The following is an 18,200-nucleotide window of genomic DNA, read 5'->3' as shown; positions in this document are numbered from 1 at the left end:
AACTTGCAACCTGCAACTGAAATAGGAAGTAGTAGTTATTCTACTACTTCCAATTTCTTGCCTGTCTGTTCGATAATCATACGCAAATACCATTCCGGTAAAGCGGGTTGCTCTACTTTCGGGTTCTTTTCTCCCGGGATAGCGGTTTTCACGTTTCCGTCCATGTATTTGCAGAACAGATAGCCGTAGAAATCTCTCCACGTGTCCACGAGCTGGTTTCCGGTACGGCAAGAGAAATCGGTGATAAATTCGATAGTTGCTTTTCTGTCTTTTGCTAACATTTCCTTTGCCCCGGCGTCAATCATCTGCACGAAATTCACGTATTGTTTTTCTAACGCAACTTGTTTCTCCCGAATTTCTGGGTGAATCAAGTTGTAGCGGGTATAAGCAAAATTCGTTACTTGGTTGAAAACCCAGAAAGCAGCCTTGTTCGTGAATTCCATCATGCTACCGTTACCTTCGGCAAACGCAAACGGAACTTCCGTTGAAGCGGAGTACATCGGGAAATATACCGAGCTTGCTGCGTCGTCAACCCCGAACCAAAGGATACCGCCGATCTCGTCCGGTAGCCAGCTTCTACATTGAGCGACAAAAGTGAAGCCTGTTTGTTGAGTGGCGGTTGCTCTCTCGTGTACATATTCCTTGCCGTCGACCTTGAAGCTCATCGGGCGCCATCTGTAAGGACATTCATAAGGTCCTGCACCCATATCCTTGCTCATATCCAATTCAGTTCCTTCCAGATGGTCACGCATGAAATCCATTACCTGAAGTACGTCAACCTTCTCGCTCGGTTTGATCCACAACGGCATACGGTTCGTGGCGTATCCTTTAGCGTCGCGCTTGATATCTCTTCCGTTGGCGTAATTGAAATATTTTCCCATATCCGGGTTTACGGCATTGAAGAAAGCCCACACGCGGATTTCGCAAGCACGTGCTCCGCTGAAATCTACCGGTGCGTAGGTATCCGAGAAGCTGAAATCTTTATTTTTACCGTCTTGGGGATAGAATCCTTTTTCTTTCGCGAAAGAGATCACGTCTTTAGCATACACGGTGGTGATGTTCGTGTCGTAGATCTTGTTCATGTTGTCGGAAGAGATAGAAGTTTTGCCTTCCAACGGGAACGTGGTGATACGGGCTTGATTGGCATGTGCCGATACGTATCCGTCCGGAACCATGCGGGCAACCCACACGGCACCTTTCTCGCCTTCTCCTTTACCGATAATTTCAAGAATCCATACTTCGTTGGGGTCGATGATAGAGATGGATTCTCCACTACTTGCCCAACCGTATTTTTCAATCAAGTCGGTCATTACAACGATCGCCTCGCGGGCTGTTTTGGCACGTTGTAACGTGATATAGATTGCACTACCGTAATCTATAATGGCTCCAGTTTGAGTTTCCAGTTCTTTTCTTCCGCCGTAAGTCGTTTCGGAAATAGCCAACTGGTGTTCGTTCATGTTACCGACTACATTATATGTATGTGCTACTTGAGGGATTTTGCCCATGAATTTACCGGTATCCCACTCGTAAACGTCGAGCATGCTTCCGGCTGGCCAATCCCGTGCAGGCCAATGATATAATTCTCCGTACAACACATGAGAGTCCGCGGAGTAGGTAACCATCGTGGATCCGTCTTTCGTGGATCCTTTCGTGAACAGAAAGTTCGTGCATGCCATCGTGTAAGAGGTGCAACAAACCAATGCTAATGTAATTAAGGCGTTTACTTTTCTCATTTTAAGTTATTGGTTTATATATGATTTATTTATTCATTATCGAATCCGATCCAAAGACTTCAGTAATTTGATGTCTTTGAATATTCCCCGCATAGCCATGTACGCGAGTACCACACATACCAAGGGAAGTATGAAACTTATTTTATATATGATATCTGCATCTATTTTGCTTTGGAATTGATTGATATGGTACCACATCAATATCATGGAGCCCAACAGAAGAATAATTTCAGCTATGCACAAGCGGATTTGCAGGAATCGCTTCTTGTAGAGGAATATCGTCACGAAGGGCAACCCGATCATGAAAATATTCAAGATAAGTAAAGCCCAGTAATTTGCTTGAAGTACTGTTTGTTGTCCGATCATGACCACCCCGTAAGTGAAAAAATTGTAACTTGCATCGTTGGGTACAAGTACTTGTGCGATCGGGGCAAATAAAGGTATTGCCATGACAATGGCAATGATAAGCAGGTAAACTGTTTGTATTCTTTGTATCATATCTAAAATTAAAAATTAACGCGCGAGTGAATCTAACGTGTATTCGACAAGTTTTTTCATGTAAGGTTTGTAATTGGAGGACGCATTCCCGTTTGCCCGGTTCGCTATGATCAGACAGATCGTGGTAGCATGATGTCCCATGAGAGCGGAGAGTCCGGCAATAGCGGCGCTTTCCATCTCGTAGTTCACTATTTTATGACCGTTGAAATGGAAGCGGGCAATTTCGTCATTGACCGTCGGCATCTCTATCGGCAAGCGGAGCACCCGACCTTGCGGGCCGTAAAATCCGTTCGCGGTGAGCGTCACGCCTTTCACCGTCACGCCTGCCGTGTGCAATTTACTTACCAGCTCCGGTGAAGCCTTTACAGCGTAAGGGCGTGCGGCAAGGGGAGTCCAGTGACATTCTTTGATGAAAGCGTCTTCGAAAGCGGTATCACATACCGTTTCATTGTCCCGGTAGAAGCGTAATACCCCGTCAATGCCCAAACTCATTTCGGATATCACGAAAGAATGAACCGGAACATCGGCTTGCACGGAACCGGAAGTTCCGATGCGTACGATATTCAATCGCTTTTTCTCCGGCTTGATTTCTTTGGTTTGCAAATCAATATTCACGAGGGCATCGAGTTCGTTCATCACGATATCTATATTGTCAGGTCCGATTCCCGTGGAGATAACGGATATCCGCCTTCCCTTGTACTGTCCGGTGGTTGTGTGGAATTCCCGGTCACTTTTTTTGATTTCAATATGATCAAAATAAGAAGCGATCATTTCGACTCTTGACGGGTCGCCCACGAGGATGATTTGGTCTGCCAAATCCCCGGGGTGCAGGTGAAGGTGAAAGACGCTACCGTCTTCATTCGTAATTAGTTCAGATGATTTTATCGGCTCCATAATCTGTTTACTTTTTTGAGCAACCAAATTTAGTAAAACAAATAATACCGGACAAACATTTGCCCGGTATTATTTGGTTTGGGGATTCTAAAACTATTTAGCGTAATTGATTGCTCGTGTTTCTCGGATGACCGTTACTTTTACTTGTCCCGGGTAAGTCATTTCATCCTGAATTTTCTTGGCGATCTCGTACGAGATTTTTTCTGCTTCCGTGTCGGAGATCTTTTCACTTCCCACGACAACCCGGAGTTCGCGGCCTGCTTGGATAGCGTATGTTTTCACCACTCCATTATATGAGAGAGCCAAGTCTTCCATTTCTTTCAGACGTTTGATGTAGGATTCTACAACTTCCCGTCTTGCTCCCGGTCTTGCCCCGGAAATAGCGTCGCAGGCTTGAACGATGGGAGCGATGAGTGTAGTCATTTCGATCTCCTCGTGGTGGGCCCCGATAGCGTTGCAAATATCCGGTTTCTCCTTGTATTTTTCAGCCAGACGCATACCGAGAATCGCGTGCGGTAATTCCGGCTCGTCGTCGGGTACTTTACCGATATCGTGCAATAGTCCGGCACGTTTTGCCTTCTTCACGTTCAACCCGAGTTCGGCAGCCATGATAGCGCAAAGATTCGCGGTTTCGCGGGCATGTTGCAATAGGTTCTGTCCGTATGAGGAACGGTATTTCATTTTACCTACCAAACGGATTAGTTCCGGGTGCAGACCGTGGATGCCGAGGTCAATCGTGGTACGTTTACCCGTTTCCACTATTTCTTCCTCTATCTGTTTTTTTACCTTGTTCACCACTTCCTCGATACGTGCCGGGTGAATACGTCCGTCCGTTACCAACTGGTGCAAGGACAGGCGAGCGATTTCACGTCTTACCGGGTCAAATCCGGAAAGAACGATAGCTTCCGGGGTGTCGTCCACGATGATTTCTACTCCGGTTGCGGCTTCGAGCGCGCGGATATTACGTCCTTCGCGGCCGATGATACGTCCTTTGATTTCATCCGAATCAATGTGGAATATGGATACGGCATTTTCCGTGGCGGTTTCCGTGGCAACCCGTTGAATCGTTTTTACCACGACCTTTTTCGCTTCCATGTTTGCCGTCATCTTCGCCTCTTCCATGATTTCGTTCACGTAAGACATGGCTTCCGTTTCCGCTTCGTCTTTCAAGGACTGGATCAGTTTTTCTTTCGCTTGTTCTGCCGACATTCCGGAAATGGCTTCCAGTTGCTCGATCTGTTGTTTTTTGAATTTATCCAGTTCCGCGTGTTTCTTTTCCCACAATTCCTTCTGCACTTCCAGCGTCTCTTGTTGAGTTTCCGTTTCCTTTATTTTCCGTTGGCATTCTTCCATTTTGCGTGCCAACTCGGCTTCTTTTTGTTTCAGCTTGTTCTCGGTGAGAAGAATTCTGCTGTTTCGGGCGTTTACCTGCTTTTCGTGTTCAGCCTTGATTTGTAAGAACTTTTCTTTTGCTTGCAGGATCTTGTCCTTCTTGATCACTTCCGCCTCGGCTTCCGCTTCTTTGATGATGTTTTTGCTTCTGTATTTGAGGGTGATGTTTATCAGGATATAACCGATAACGAACCCCACGACCAAAGCAACAACACCGGTAATTATTGTTGTTATCATATTTGTAACTTGAATTTATAGTTGTTATATATAATTATTTTGGTGTTTTTTGTCAAAACAAAAAACCCGCACTATTTCTCTTTAAAAAACCCCTGTTAGACACGGGTAGAGCTGCCGTTAGATTCAGACTTCCACCGTCCCGAAGGAACCCCGAAGGGTCGAGGCCTGTCCTTGGCTAACAAAGCTTCACTCTAATTGGTTAAGTGTTGAGTTTTCCAGTTAAATACGAAATAATGCGGGTATATCTATTTCCTTTTCAAAGAACTCTTGTTTATTCTACTCTTTCAGAACTCCGTCCAGCCTGTTGCTGATCTTCCTCACTTCCTCTAATACGGGCTCGACGTCGTTTTGTTTCTCGGCTTCCAACATTTTTACCGTGAATTGTAACGCGGTAACTGCTAGAAAGTCGACGGGATCGGCATTCGCATACTTTTCCCTATATTTTGCAATCTTACTATTAATCAGCTGGGCGGCTTTTCTGATCGCCTCTTCTTCCTCTCTCTCGATGGTCAGAACGCAAGGCCTACCGGCTATATTTAGAGTAACAGTAAGTTTATCATTCATATTTAATTATTCAAAAGAGCAATACATTTATCAATCTCCCGCACAAGTTGGCTTATTCTACTTTTCGCCTCGGTACTTCCTTCTCCGGTTGAAATAGCTGTCGCCACCTTCAATGTTTTGATTTCTTCATGTAATTTTATGTTCTCGCTTTTCATTCGCTCGATCCGGTCACGGAGTTCTTTAATTTCCGTATCCTTCTCTCTGTTTTTGTCCAGCGAGGATATATATAGTTTTATCAGTCGTTCAATTTTCTCGTTTAGCTCGTTAATAACGGCATTGTCTTTTGCTGTCATAACATATTCTTTACACGACAAAGATAGAAATATTTCTTTTAAATATCAAGAGTGTTATTAAATTTGCGGTGAAATTAATCGTTTTTTTATGAAAAGGAAAAGATTGTGGAGAAGGATTCTGTTGTCGGGAATCACGCTACTCGTTTTATCATCAAATATTTGCGCCCAGTCGGAGCGGTTGTTGTACCCGTTGCACGGGACCCCGCTATTGAGCGGAAATTTTGGAGAATTGCGTGCCACGCACCTGCATTCGGGGCTCGATTTTAAGACCGGGGGACGTGAAGGGCTGCCCGTGATCTGCGTGAAGGACGGGATGGTCGCCCGTGTCAAGGTGTCCCCCACGGGATACGGGAATGCCTTGTATATCGAGCACGAGGGAGGAATCACTACCGTGTACGGGCATTTGAGCCGTTTCGTGCCCCGGGTGGCGAAAGTGGTACGGGAGATACAATATAATAAGGAATCGTTTGCCATTGACGAGAACCTCGTGGGGCGGCAGCTTTTCTTTCGCGCGGGTGACACGATCGCTTATAGCGGTAATTCCGGTTCCTCCATGGGACCGCATTTGCATTTCGAGGTGCGGGAAACGGAAAGCGAGCACGCGCTGAATCCTTTGAACTATCTTTCCGTGGCGGATGAAACGGGACCTAACGTGCGGGGTGTTTACGTGTACACTTTTTCTCGTGAAGGAGTGAACGCCGGGGCCCGTCGGGTGGAAGTGAAAAACACGGGAAGCCGGGTGTACCGGGGTGGGAAAATCAGCGTGCCTGCCGGTAATGTCGGTGTCGGCGTGCAAGCGGATGATTTCATGAAAGATTCATGGAATAAACTCGGGGTGTATGATATGGAAGTATCGGCGAACGGGGAGAAAATTTTCGAGTTGAAAATGGATCGCCTGTCTTTTGATCAGTCCCCGTTGGTAAACACGATAAAAGATTTTCACCAGTACCGGGAGGGCAGATACGTGTATCTGGCTTTCGGGGATTGTCAGTCCCGGTTGCTGGGAGCGAGCAACAGGCAAGGCGGTTTTATCGGGGTGCAAAAGGATAGTGTTGTCGACGTGGCAATCGAATTGCTGGATATAAACGGGAATCGTTCCAAGGTGTTGTTTCAACTGGTGGGACGGCAGGAGGCTGCCGGGTTGGATATACCGGAAGGGGCGGAGGTTTTGACATGTGATCGGGAATATAATTTGCGGAGCGGTAATTATTCTTTGTGCTTGGAAGCGGGGGCATTGGCATATCCCGTTATTTGTAAGCCTCGTGTCTGCTCGAGGGAGAAGGATAGCACGGGGGTGGTGGAGGTTTTTTCTTTGACAGAACGGGTATATCCCTTGTTGAAGAGTGCAAGGTTGTCCGTCGAAGGGGATTTCCCGGATAAATCCGTCTTTTGTCTGTTGGAAGAAAAAGGACGTTTATCTCCTTTAAATACCGTGTGGCGCACCGGAGGGTTGGAGGCGTCTACCCGTGTGTTGGGAGAATACACTATCCGGCAGGATACGATTGCCCCGGTGATTTTATACACGGGGGTGAAAGGGCGAAGGGTGCAATTCCGGGTATTCGACGATTTGTCCGGAATTGCTTCTTACCGGGTGGAGGTGAACGGGAAGTGGTGTCTGTTCACTTACGACGCTAAAAATCGCTTGCTCGAGGGAAGTCTTAACGAACCGGTCTTCGTGAAAGGGAAAAACCGGCTCGTGTTGAACGTGAAAGATGGCGTGAAAAATGAAGCGATTTTTGAAACCGACGTGTATGTAAAATAGTTCAACAAAAATTACTATCTTTGAAATGGACAAAAAAGTCCTGTTAAGTTTATACATATTATATAAGTAAATTTCGATATGATGAATATAGAAGAGGCAAAACAATTAGCGAAGAACGGACAGCGGGATGAAGCTATCGCGATGCTTTTGCAAATGTTGGAGAATGGTGCGGGAGAACGTGAAACCGTGTTGTTGGAGTTGGGGGCGGTGTATTATGCCAAGGGGGATACCACTCAAGCGTTGAATCATTTTAATGAAGTCGTGCGGATAAACCCGGAAAACACGAAGGCGAAGACCTATCTGGATATGATTAACGGCATCTTGAATTATTATTGCAAGGATTTGCTGAATCCTTGAGTTAGCGAGGGATAAATATTCTGGGGGTAAGGTCATGCTATGCTATAGATAGGGATGTTCTATGATTTTACCCGGTTTTTGGGTGGCTTATAGGCGGCTTTTGGGCGGCATCGCCTACACTTCGCCCGCAGTTTGCCCACTTATCGCCCACGTTTTTGCATAAAAAAAGTATTTTTAACGCGGGCGGCATATCGATTATCCCGTATTGGGGGCCGGTTGCTGAAAAGCAGGTGAGGTGCTTTGCTGTTGGTCAATGGGAGTTTTACCCTTGTTCATGGTATTGTCATCAAGGAAAGGGAATGATTATTTCTTTGTGTACGAGAAAAAAAATAGGCTGCAAGGGTTTTATATCTTAATTAATTGATATATCTTTGCAGCCAGTTTTTTGAATTGTTAAATATAAACTTCAATCCGCTTGAAAGGGGGTGGTCAATTATTATCGAGAGATTAAAAAGAATACATATTATTTAGTGGAGAACAGCACGATAAAGTGTTGTCGAATTTTGTGTTATATAAAAAATATTCATTTTAAATACTAGAAAATCATGATAATTGTACCATTAAAAGAAGGTGAAAACATCGAGAGAGCGTTGAAGAAATTTAAAAGAAAATTCGAGAAAACCGGTGTTATTAAAGAACTGAGAGATCGTCAAGCTTTCACGAAACCGTCTGTGAGAAACAGAGTGGCTCGTATGAAGGCTGCCTATCGTCAATCTTTGCAACAGGCTGAAGAATAAAAAATCGAATTCTTCCTTTGTTTTTCCAAACAAAAGGCGTAACTTGCTTACGGCTTATTATTTATAAAAAATGACACAGATCGGACTATTTTTGAAATACTTGGAAGACGTGAAGCGTTACTCCGCTCATACGGTGGTCGCTTACAAAACGGATTTGCGTCAGTTTTACGACTTTTGTGGAATGGACGAGGAAGACGAGGATTTTTCCCGAATGACGACCAAGCTCGTGAGAGAGTGGGTCGTGGCGGAAATGAGAGGAGCTTTGAGGAACAAAGGAGGTAAACAAAAGTTGCATCCGGCTTCCGGTAAGCGTAAGTTAAGCAGCGTTAAAGCGTTTTTCCGTTTCCTCGTGAAAGAAGGGGTGATGGAGGTGAATCCGGCCGAAGATATTTCGGGACCGAAGTTGCCGAAAAGATTGCCTGTTTTCGTGAACGAGCAGGATATGGAGATCACGCTGGATGACGCGGAGAAAGAGGAAGGCTTTCATGGGTTGAGAGATTTTCTGATTTTGCTGATGGCTTACGACACGGGCATGAGGCGTTCTGAAATTGTCGGATTACGGCTGGTTGATGTTGATTTGCCGCGGCATTGTATACGTGTCCACGGTAAGGGCGGAAAACAGCGGGAAGTCCCGATCTTAAGAGAATTGGAGGAGGATATTGCTTGCTATATCAAGGGGCGTGCCGAAGTCGTGGAACGTGAACACGGGATGTTCTTCGTGACTGATAAAGGTAAGCCGATCTACCCGCAATTCGTTTACCGTTTGGTGGTGGCGGCGTTGGCAGAACATACTTCATTGTCAAAGCGCAGTCCGCACGTGTTGAGGCATTCGTTTGCCACTCACTTGCTGGAACACGGGGCGTCAATCCAAGGTATCAAGGAATTGTTGGGGCACTCCAGTCTGGCAGCCACTCAAGTTTACACGCATAATTCGGTAGAGAAAATGTTGAAGATTTTTAAACAAGCTCACCCGCGAGCATAAATTATAGGAGGAAACGATATGGAAATTAGAATTAATCCTGTAGGTTTTTCAGTTAATCCGGTGTTGGAAGAGTTTATAAACAAGAAATTCTCGAAGCTGGAGAAGTACCACGACGGTATTATGGGAGTTGACGTTACCTTGAAATTGGAAAAGGATGATCAACTCGAGAATAAACTGACCGAGGTACATGTAGATATAAAAGGGCAGGAAGTATTTGCCAAAAAGAACGCGAAAACTTTCGAGGAGACTGTCGATGAGTTGTATGATGTGCTCAAGAGACAGTTAGTTAAGGCGAAAGAAAAAAGAGAAAATTGAGAAAAATGATCTCATTTATTGTGAGATATGATTTTTAATTTGTACATTTGCAAGCCAAATTAAATGGGATTTCTCGCCTTGTTTGATCAAGAATCAGATAAACAGCGAGTTACTTGCATGAATATAGAGTTATTGTGATAAATTGTTTAATAATAAAATTGTTTTAGAGTTATGGCTAAAGAACATTTTGACAGGTCCAAACCACACGTAAATATTGGTACTATCGGTCACGTTGACCACGGTAAAACTACTTTGACGGCTGCTATCACTACGGTATTAGCAAAAAAAGGTCTTTCTGAATTACGTTCATTCGATTCTATCGATAACGCTCCGGAAGAAAAAGAAAGAGGTATCACCATTAATACTTCTCACGTAGAGTATTCAACAGCAAATCGTCACTACGCGCACGTTGACTGTCCGGGACACGCCGACTATGTAAAGAACATGGTAACCGGTGCTGCTCAGATGGATGGTGCTATCTTGGTTTGTGCCGCTACCGATGGTCCGATGCCTCAGACGCGTGAGCACATCCTTTTGGCTCGTCAGGTAAATGTTCCGAGAATCGTTGTGTTCTTGAACAAAGTGGATATGGTTGACGACCCGGAAATGTTGGAATTGGTTGAGATGGAAGTTCGCGAGTTGTTGTCTTTCTATCAATATGATGGTGACAATACCCCGGTGATCTTGGGTTCTGCTCTTGGAGCATTGAACGGAGAAGCTAAATGGGAAGAGAAAGTAATGGAATTGATGGACTCTGTTGACAACTGGATCGAGTTGCCGCAACGTGCCGTTGATAAACCTTTCTTGATGCCTGTTGAGGACGTGTTCTCTATCACTGGTCGTGGAACTGTTGCTACTGGTCGTATCGAAACCGGTATCATTCACACAGGTGATGAGATGGAAATCATCGGTTTGGGAGCTGACGGTAAGAAAACCGTATGTACCGGTGTTGAGATGTTCCGTAAGATTCTTGACGAAGGTCAGGCCGGTGACAACGTTGGTTTGTTGCTTCGCGGTATCGATAAAGACGAGATCAAACGTGGTATGGTATTGGCAAAACCGGGTTCTGTTAAACCGCACGATAAATTCAAAGCTGAGGTTTACATCTTGAAGAAAGAAGAAGGTGGTCGTCACACTCCGTTCCATAACAGATACAGACCGCAGTTCTATATCCGTACTTTGGACGTTACCGGTGAAATCACTCTTCCGGAAGGACGCGAGATGGTAATGCCCGGTGATAACTTGACTATCACAGTTGAGTTGATTACTCCGGTAGCTTGTACTGTAGGTTTGCGTTTCGCTATCCGTGAAGGTGGTAGAACCGTTGGTGCTGGTCAGATCACTGAGATCTTAGACTAATAAGATTTTAGATTTACGATTTTAGATTGATGATTTAATCTGAAATCACTAAATCATAAATCCAAAATAATCGAGTCGGCCTTGTGCCGACTCACACACGGGAGTGGCTCAGTTGGTAGAGCATCGGTCTCCAAAACCGAGGGTCGGGAGTTCGAACCTCTCCTCCCGTGCAACTAAATTAAAGAACAAATGAAAGTTAAGAGTTATATATCAGATGTTTATAATGAGCTGGTGAATAAAGTAACTTGGCCTACGTGGTCTGAGCTCCAAAGTAGTGCGACGATCGTGATGATAGCTTCCGTCATCATAGCGCTTTGCATATTCGCGATGGATTTCTCGTTCAGACATATCGTGACCGGTATATATAATTTGTTTTACTAATAATCTTGGGGGTCTAACATGGCTGAACTACAAAAAAGATGGTATGTACTTCGAACCATTGGAGGTAAAGAGAAGAAGGTAAAGGAGTACATCGAAAATGAAATCGCCAGTTTAGGGCTTCAGGAATACGTTTCTCAGGTTTTGGTGCCTGCCGAGAAGGTGTATCAAGTACGTAACGGGAAAAAGTATAGCAGTGAGCGAAACCTTTACCCGGGTTATGTGTTGATTGAAGCCGCGCTCGTTGGAGAAATCCCCCACATACTTCGTGACATCACGAACGTGATAGGCTTCCTGGGGGAAACCAAAGGAGGAGATCCTGTGCCGATGCGTCAAGCGGAGGTAAACCGGATACTCGGTACGGTGGATGAACTTGCGGAACAACCAGAAGAAATAAGCATTCCTTATTTCGTTGGCGAGTCGGTTAAAGTGACTGACGGACCGTTTAATGGTTTTACCGGCATGATAGAGGAGGTGAATTCTGACAAGAAACGCTTGAAAGTAATAGTCAAGATTTTCGGACGGAAAACGCCACTTGAATTGAGTTTCATGCAGGTAGAAAAAGAATAACAATTATTTGATTAAAAACAATCATGGCAAAACAAGTTGAAGCTATTATCAAGCTGCAAATTAAAGCCGGAGCTGCAAACCCGTCCCCTCCAGTAGGACCGGCGTTAGGTTCTAAGGGAGTCAATATCATGGACTTCTGCAAGCAATTCAACGCTAGAACACAGGAGATGGCAGGCAAAATCATCCCGGTAATTATACAGGTGTATGGTGATAAGTCGTTTGATTTTATTACAAAACAACCTCCTGTTGCTATTCAACTTTTGGAAGTTGCTAAACTTAAATCCGGATCCGCGGAGCCCAATCGCAAGAAAGTGGCTTCTATCACTTGGGAACAGGTGAGAGCTATTGCCACGGACAAGATGAAAGATTTGAACGCTTTCGAGATTGAAAAAGCAATGAGTATGGTAGCTGGTACCGCCAGAAGTATGGGTATTACCGTAACCGGTGACAGACCTTTTTAATGAACTTGTAACACTTCAAACGTAATGAGTAAACTGACAAAAAATAAGAAGTTAGCTTTAGCGAAGATCGAAGGTGGAAAGGTATACTCTATCGACGAGGCCGCACAGCTTGTGAAAGAAGTAACTTTCACGAAGTTTGATGCGTCAGTTGACATGGACGTTCGACTGGGTGTAGACCCGCGTAAGGCCAATCAAATGGTGCGCGGTGTATGTACTTTACCTCACGGTACCGGAAAGCAAGTAAGAGTTTTGGTTTTGTGTACTCCTGACAAGGAGGAAGAAGCTAAAGCAGCCGGAGCCGATTACGTGGGCTTGGACGATTATATCGAGAAATTGAAAGGCGGCTGGACCGACATCGATATTATCATCACGATGCCTTCTGTAATGGGTAAAGTAGGAGCTCTTGGTAGAATTTTGGGTCCTCGTGGATTGATGCCTAACCCGAAGAGTGGTACGGTAACCCCGGAAATCGGGAAAGCTGTTACTGAGGTTAAAGCAGGTAAGATCGACTTTAAGGTTGACAAATTCGGTATTATTCACGCTTCTATTGGTAAAGTAACATTCGAGCCGGAGAAGATTATGGAGAACGCGAGAGAATTCTTGAGCGTGATCAATAAACTGAAACCGACTGCAGCGAAAGGTACTTATATCAAGAGCGTGTATCTGTCAAGTACGATGAGTCCCGGTATTCAAGTAGAACCAAAGACATTACTTGATTAATGTAGTAATCTAAAAAGGACTTCAGTAGTATGAAAAAAGAAGATAAAAAAGTCGTAATAGAGACCTTAACCGAGCAAGTGAATACTTACAAGCATTTGTATGTTAGTGATATTTCAGGACTTGACGCTGTGGACACACAGGCTTTACGTCGGGCTTGTTTCAACGCTAATATCAAGTTGGTGCAAGTAAAGAATACCTTGTTGAGAAAGGCTTTGGAAAACGCTAACAACAATTACGAGGAGCTTTTCTCCGTGTTAAAAGGAGATAGCGCTATCATGTTGAGCGATACCGGGAACGGTCCTGCCAAACTGATTAAAGAGTTTCGCAAGGGCAAAGACAAACCGCTGTTCAAAGGTGCTTTCGTAGAGGAATGTACTTATGTTGGTGAAGACCAGCTTGAGTCACTGATCAGTATCAAGTCCAGAGACGAGTTGATCGCGGACATCATCGCGATGTTGCAATCACCGATGCAGAATGTTATTTCAGCATTGCAATCCGGACAAAATACGATCGCCGGTGTTGTTAAAACACTTTCTGAAAAAGAATAATTTTTATAGTTTAGTAAACAAACAATTTTAAATAGAATAGAAATGGCAGATTTGAAAAAACTTGCAGAAGAGCTAGTAAACCTTACCGTAAAAGACGTAAAAGAATTAGCTGACATTTTAAAAGAAGAGTACGGAATTGAACCTGCAGCTGCTGCTGTGGCTGTTGCTGCTCCTGCAGCCGGTGGTGCTGCCGCTGAAGCTGAACAAACTGAATTCGATGTTATTTTGAAATCAGCAGGTGCAGCTAAATTAGCCGTAGTTAAATTGGTTAAAGAATTGACCGGTCTTGGTTTGAAAGAAGCTAAAGAAGTAGTTGACAAGGCTCCGGCTCCATTGAAAGAAAAAGTTTCTAAAGAAGAAGCTAACTCATTGAAAGCTCAATTAGAAGAAGCAGGAGCTGAAGTTGAACTTAAATAAGGTATAAAACCGGTAGGTTTTTAGGTTTAGAGTCTTACGCGGACTCTAAACCATTTTGTTGTTATGATTGTTTAGGTTCAAAAAAAATAATAGATGTCTTCATATAATTCAAACAATAGAATAAGCTTTGCATCGATAAAAAATCAGCTGGAATACCCTGATTTTCTTGAGGTGCAGTTGAAGTCTTTCAAGGACTTTTTTCAATTAGGTACCACGCCTGAGAACAGAAAGAATGAAGGCCTTTACACGGTTTTCAAGGAAAATTTTCCTATAACTGATACACGGAACAACTTTGTTTTGGAATTTTTGGACTATTTTATAGATCCGCCCCGCTACACGATCGAGGAGTGTCTGAGTCAGGGATTGACTTTCGGCGCACCCTTGAAAGCGAAGTTAAAGTTGTACTGTACAGACCCGGAACATGAAGATTTTGATACCGTTATCGAGGATGTATATTTAGGGAATGTTCCTTACATGACTCCGAAGGGTACTTTCGTGATCAATGGAGCAGAGCGAGTGGTAGTTTCTCAGTTACACAGGTCTCCCGGCGTTTTCTTCGGGCAAAGTATCCACGCGAATGGTACGAAGCTTTATTCCGCGAGAATTATTCCGTTCAAGGGTTCATGGATCGAGTTCGCCACGGACATCAATAACGTGATGTACGCGTATATCGACCGGAAGAAAAAATTGCCCGTGACAACTCTTTTGAGAGCGATCGGGTTTGAAACGGATAAGGATATCCTCGAGATATTCGGTCTTGCAGATGAAGTCAATGTTTCCCGTACGGGGTTGAAGAAAGTCGTTGGCAGACGTTTGGCTGCTCGTGTTTTGAAATCTTGGATTGAAGATTTCGTTGATGAAGATACCGGTGAGGTCGTTTCTATCGAGCGTAACGAGATTATCGTTGATCGTGAAACGGTACTGGAGCCTGAGCATATTGATGCAATTGTCGAATCCGGCGCGAAAACGATCCTTCTTCACAAGGAAATGCAAAACTTGGCTGATTATGCTATTATATATAACACGCTGCAAAAGGATCCCTGTAACTCAGAGAAAGAAGCCGTGTTGCATATTTACAGGCAATTGCGTAGTTCGGAGCCGCCAGATGAGGCTACTGCACGCGATGTGATCGATAAGTTGTTCTTCTCGGACAAACGTTACGATTTGGGTGACGTGGGACGTTACAAGTTGAACAAGAAGTTGAATCTCGCGACAGACCCGGATATCCGTGTGCTGACGAAAGAGGATATTATCGAGATCATCAAATATTTGATCCGTTTGTTGAACGCCAAGACGGACGTGGACGATATCGACCACTTGAGCAACCGCCGCGTACGTACGGTTGGCGAACAATTATATAATCAATTCGGAGTAGGGTTGGCCCGTATGGCACGTACGATTCGCGAGAGAATGAACGTGCGCGACAACGAGGTGTTTACCCCGGTTGACTTGATTAATTCGAAGATTTTGTCTTCGGTGATTAACTCGTTCTTCGGAACGAATGCGTTGTCCCAGTTCATGGATCAAACGAATCCGCTGGCTGAGATAACCCACAAAAGACGTATGTCCGCATTGGGACCCGGTGGTCTTTCGAGAGATCGCGCCGGATTCGAGGTGCGTGACGTGCATTACACTCACTATGGTCGTTTGTGTCCGATCGAAACGCCCGAGGGACCGAATATCGGTTTGATTTCATCTCTCTGCGTGTACGCCAAGATCAATGACCTCGGGTTTATCGAGACTCCTTACCGTAAGGTAAATGACGGAGTGGTGGATTTGTCCGAAGAAGGAGTGAAATATTATTCGGCGGAAGAAGAAGAAGAAAAGGTAATCGCTCAGGCTAGTTCCCCGATCAACGAAGAAGGGAAGTTTACCAATAAATGGGTAAAAGCCAGAAAGGATGCCGATTTCCCGATGGCAGCGGGTGAAGAGGTGGACATGATTGATGTTGCCCCGAACCAGATTGCTTCTATCGCGGCTTCTTTGATTCCCTTCTTGGAGCATGATGATGCTAACCGCGCGTTGATGGGATCTAACATGATGCGTCAGGCAGTTCCGATCATTTCTCCGGAATCCCCGATCGTGGGTACCGGTTTGGAAGCTAACTTGATCAAGGATTCCAGAACACAGATCGTTGCTGAAGGTCCGGGTGTGGTTAGTTTCGTGGACGGGCGCAAGATCGTGATCAAGTATGACCGCACGGAAGAAGAGGCTTTTGTAAGTTTCGAGCCGGATACGAAAGAGTATTATTTGCCGAAATATCAACGTACTAACCAAAGTACGACAATCACGTTGAAGCCGATCGTGAGAAAAGGCGAGCGTGTAGAAGAAGGACAGATTCTGACGGAAGGTTACTCTTCCCAGAAGGGTGAGTTGGCTCTCGGGCGTAACCTGAAAGTGGCATTCATGCCTTGGAAGGGGTACAACTACGAGGATGCTATCGTGATCTCCGAAAATATTGTTCGGAATGACGTGTTCACTTCTGTTCACGTGGACGAGTATTCTTTGGAAGTGCGTGAAACGAAACGCGGTCTTGAGGAGTTGACGGCCGATATCCCGAACGTGAGTGAAGAGGCTACGAAAGATCTGGATGAAAACGGAATCATTCGTGTCGGAGCTCGTGTACAGCCGGGAGATATCTTGATCGGTAAGATTACTCCGAAAGGTGAGTCTGACCCGAGTCCGGAAGAAAAGTTGTTGAGAGCCATCTTCGGTGACAAAGCCGGTGACGTGAAAGATGCTTCTTTGAAGGCTTCCCCGTCTTTGAAGGGTGTGATTATCGACAAGAAGCTGTTCCAACGCACGATCAGCGACCGCAAGACTAAAGCTGCCGGAAAGAATATACTGGCAGAGTTAGACGAGCAGTTCCAACGTAAAGTAGGTGATCTTACTTCTCTGTTGATCGATAAGTTGTTCGAACTGGTGAACGGTAAGACTTCACAAGGCGTGAAGAATTATTTGAACGAGGATATTGTTCCGAAAGGCGTGAAGTTCTCGTATAAGATGCTGCAGAATATGGATTTCTTGCAGATTAACCCGAACAAGTGGACGACAGACAAGCAGAAGAATGATATGATCCGCGACTTGTTGCATAACTATATCATCAAGTACAAAGAGATCGAGGGACAGATCAAACGTAAGAAATACAACGCTACTGTCGGGGACGAACTTCCCACGGGTATCATCAAGATGGCAAAAGTTTACGTGGCTAAAAAACGTAAATTGCAAATCGGTGATAAGATGGCAGGACGTCACGGTAACAAGGGTATCGTATCCCGCGTGGTAAGGGTGGAAGATATGCCGTTCTTGGCTGACGGAACTCCGGTTGATATTTGTTTGAACCCGTTGGGTGTGCCTTCTCGTATGAACTTGGGACAGGTATTCGAAACCGTATTGGGTTGGGCAGGTAAGAACTTGGGAGTGAAGTTCGCTACTCCTATTTTCGATGGTGCAACTCTTGAAGATATCAATAAGTATACGGACGAAGCCGGTGTACCCAGATTCGGTACCACGTACTTGTATGACGGGGGAACGGGAGAACGTTTCGACCAGCCGGCAACCGTGGGGGTGATCTACATGTTGAAGTTGGGGCACATGGTTGACGATAAGATGCATGCTCGTTCTATCGGTCCGTACTCGTTGATTACTCAACAACCTCTTGGAGGTAAGGCTCAGTTCGGAGGTCAGCGTTTCGGAGAGATGGAGGTTTGGGCACTCGAGGCATTTGGTGCATCACATATCCTTCAGGAAATCCTGACAGTGAAGTCGGATGACGTGATGGGAAGAACGAAGACTTACGAGCATATCGTGAAAGGGGAACCTCTGCCGAATCCCGGGATTCCGGAGTCTTTCAACGTGTTGTTGCATGAGCTTCGCGGGTTAGGATTGAGCGTAAACCTAATATAATGGAAAATTGAAAATGGAAAATTGAAAATGGGGAAAGAAAGTCTATTAATTTTCAATTCTCAATTTTCAATTTTCAA

General features: G+C 44.9%; 19 protein-coding genes and 1 tRNA gene. 14 read left to right on the top strand and 6 right to left on the bottom strand.

Features of this window, described 5'->3' with window-relative positions:
- Positions 1 to 35 precede the first annotated feature (35 nt).
- The 6 genes from H8S64_RS13930 to H8S64_RS13905 all read right to left on the bottom strand — a co-directional run bounded on the left by H8S64_RS13930 (position 36) and on the right by H8S64_RS13905 (position 5,611).
- Positions 36 to 1,733: a dipeptidase gene (locus H8S64_RS13930; RefSeq protein WP_186976767.1), complete on the bottom strand. Its 1,698-nt coding sequence runs from the start codon at positions 1,731 to 1,733 to the stop codon at positions 36 to 38.
- 36 nt (positions 1,734 to 1,769) lie between these two features.
- Complete coding sequence (locus H8S64_RS13925) at positions 1,770 to 2,231, bottom strand: DUF4293 domain-containing protein (RefSeq protein WP_099290560.1); 462 nt, start codon at positions 2,229 to 2,231, stop codon at positions 1,770 to 1,772.
- Between the two features lie 15 nt (positions 2,232 to 2,246).
- Positions 2,247 to 3,125, bottom strand: a complete 879-nt coding sequence (locus tag H8S64_RS13920) for a nucleoside phosphorylase (protein ID WP_186976765.1) — start codon at positions 3,123 to 3,125, stop codon at positions 2,247 to 2,249.
- Between the two features lie 93 nt (positions 3,126 to 3,218).
- Positions 3,219 to 4,754 (bottom strand): ribonuclease Y, encoded by a 1,536-nt coding sequence (gene rny / locus H8S64_RS13915; protein ID WP_186976751.1) that lies wholly within the window; start codon positions 4,752 to 4,754, stop codon positions 3,219 to 3,221.
- Between the two features lie 276 nt (positions 4,755 to 5,030).
- Positions 5,031 to 5,318: a cell division protein ZapA gene (locus tag H8S64_RS13910; protein ID WP_099290557.1), complete on the bottom strand. Its 288-nt coding sequence runs from the start codon at positions 5,316 to 5,318 to the stop codon at positions 5,031 to 5,033.
- A gap of 2 nt (positions 5,319 to 5,320) precedes the next feature.
- A complete protein-coding gene (locus H8S64_RS13905; protein WP_099290556.1) occupies positions 5,321 to 5,611 on the bottom strand; it encodes a coiled-coil domain-containing protein in 291 nt (96 codons plus the stop codon).
- Positions 5,612 to 5,699: 88 nt separating this feature from the next.
- On the opposite strand from H8S64_RS13905, the gene H8S64_RS13900 reads away from it, so the two are divergent.
- The 14 genes from H8S64_RS13900 to rpoB all read left to right on the top strand — a co-directional run bounded on the left by H8S64_RS13900 (position 5,700) and on the right by rpoB (position 18,123).
- Positions 5,700 to 7,373 carry a M23 family metallopeptidase gene (locus H8S64_RS13900; protein WP_186976749.1) on the top strand — a complete coding sequence of 558 codons (1,674 nt, stop codon included), beginning with the start codon at positions 5,700 to 5,702 and terminating at the stop codon, positions 7,371 to 7,373.
- Between the two features lie 78 nt (positions 7,374 to 7,451).
- Positions 7,452 to 7,730 carry a tetratricopeptide repeat protein gene (locus H8S64_RS13895; RefSeq protein ID WP_186976747.1) on the top strand — a complete coding sequence of 93 codons (279 nt, stop codon included), beginning with the start codon at positions 7,452 to 7,454 and terminating at the stop codon, positions 7,728 to 7,730.
- Positions 7,731 to 8,275: 545 nt separating this feature from the next.
- A complete protein-coding gene (gene rpsU, locus H8S64_RS13890; protein WP_018339628.1) occupies positions 8,276 to 8,467 on the top strand; it encodes a 30S ribosomal protein S21 in 192 nt (63 codons plus the stop codon).
- Between the two features lie 70 nt (positions 8,468 to 8,537).
- The gene (locus tag H8S64_RS13885) at positions 8,538 to 9,449 is read left to right on the top strand and encodes a tyrosine-type recombinase/integrase (protein ID WP_186976745.1); all 912 of its coding nucleotides are present in this window, start codon (positions 8,538 to 8,540) and stop codon (positions 9,447 to 9,449) included.
- Between the two features lie 18 nt (positions 9,450 to 9,467).
- On the top strand, positions 9,468 to 9,764 hold the full coding sequence (gene hpf, locus H8S64_RS13880) for a ribosome hibernation-promoting factor, HPF/YfiA family (protein ID WP_186976743.1): 297 nt from the start codon (positions 9,468 to 9,470) through the stop codon (positions 9,762 to 9,764).
- Positions 9,765 to 9,935: 171 nt separating this feature from the next.
- Positions 9,936 to 11,123 carry an elongation factor Tu gene (gene tuf / locus H8S64_RS13875; RefSeq protein ID WP_186976741.1) on the top strand — a complete coding sequence of 396 codons (1,188 nt, stop codon included), beginning with the start codon at positions 9,936 to 9,938 and terminating at the stop codon, positions 11,121 to 11,123.
- Between the two features lie 97 nt (positions 11,124 to 11,220).
- A tRNA-Trp gene (locus tag H8S64_RS13870) sits at positions 11,221 to 11,293 on the top strand.
- Between the two features lie 19 nt (positions 11,294 to 11,312).
- Complete coding sequence (gene secE, locus H8S64_RS13865) at positions 11,313 to 11,504, top strand: preprotein translocase subunit SecE (RefSeq protein ID WP_099290549.1); 192 nt, start codon at positions 11,313 to 11,315, stop codon at positions 11,502 to 11,504.
- 18 nt (positions 11,505 to 11,522) lie between these two features.
- Positions 11,523 to 12,071 carry a transcription termination/antitermination protein NusG gene (gene nusG / locus H8S64_RS13860; protein WP_186976739.1) on the top strand — a complete coding sequence of 183 codons (549 nt, stop codon included), beginning with the start codon at positions 11,523 to 11,525 and terminating at the stop codon, positions 12,069 to 12,071.
- Between the two features lie 23 nt (positions 12,072 to 12,094).
- Entirely contained in the window at positions 12,095 to 12,532 is a 438-nt protein-coding gene (rplK, locus tag H8S64_RS13855) for a 50S ribosomal protein L11 (RefSeq protein ID WP_099290547.1), read from the top strand.
- A 24-nt stretch (positions 12,533 to 12,556) separates the two neighbouring features.
- The gene (gene rplA, locus H8S64_RS13850; RefSeq protein WP_186976737.1) at positions 12,557 to 13,252 is read left to right on the top strand and encodes a 50S ribosomal protein L1; all 696 of its coding nucleotides are present in this window, start codon (positions 12,557 to 12,559) and stop codon (positions 13,250 to 13,252) included.
- Positions 13,253 to 13,281: 29 nt separating this feature from the next.
- Positions 13,282 to 13,800, top strand: coding sequence for a 50S ribosomal protein L10 (gene rplJ, locus H8S64_RS13845; RefSeq protein ID WP_186976735.1), 519 nt, complete (start codon positions 13,282 to 13,284; stop codon positions 13,798 to 13,800).
- A 42-nt stretch (positions 13,801 to 13,842) separates the two neighbouring features.
- Positions 13,843 to 14,217 carry a 50S ribosomal protein L7/L12 gene (rplL, locus tag H8S64_RS13840; RefSeq protein WP_186976733.1) on the top strand — a complete coding sequence of 125 codons (375 nt, stop codon included), beginning with the start codon at positions 13,843 to 13,845 and terminating at the stop codon, positions 14,215 to 14,217.
- Between the two features lie 93 nt (positions 14,218 to 14,310).
- Positions 14,311 to 18,123, top strand: a complete 3,813-nt coding sequence (rpoB, locus tag H8S64_RS13835) for a DNA-directed RNA polymerase subunit beta (RefSeq protein WP_186976731.1) — start codon at positions 14,311 to 14,313, stop codon at positions 18,121 to 18,123.
- Positions 18,124 to 18,200: the final 77 nt, after the last annotated feature.

It is taken from the genome of Butyricimonas hominis, from assembly GCF_014287455.1.
Taxonomy (GTDB): Bacteria; Bacteroidota; Bacteroidia; order Bacteroidales; family Marinifilaceae; genus Butyricimonas; species Butyricimonas muris.
Note: the sequence above shows the minus strand (reverse complement) of the source record. Positions and strands in the feature narration are given on the sequence as shown.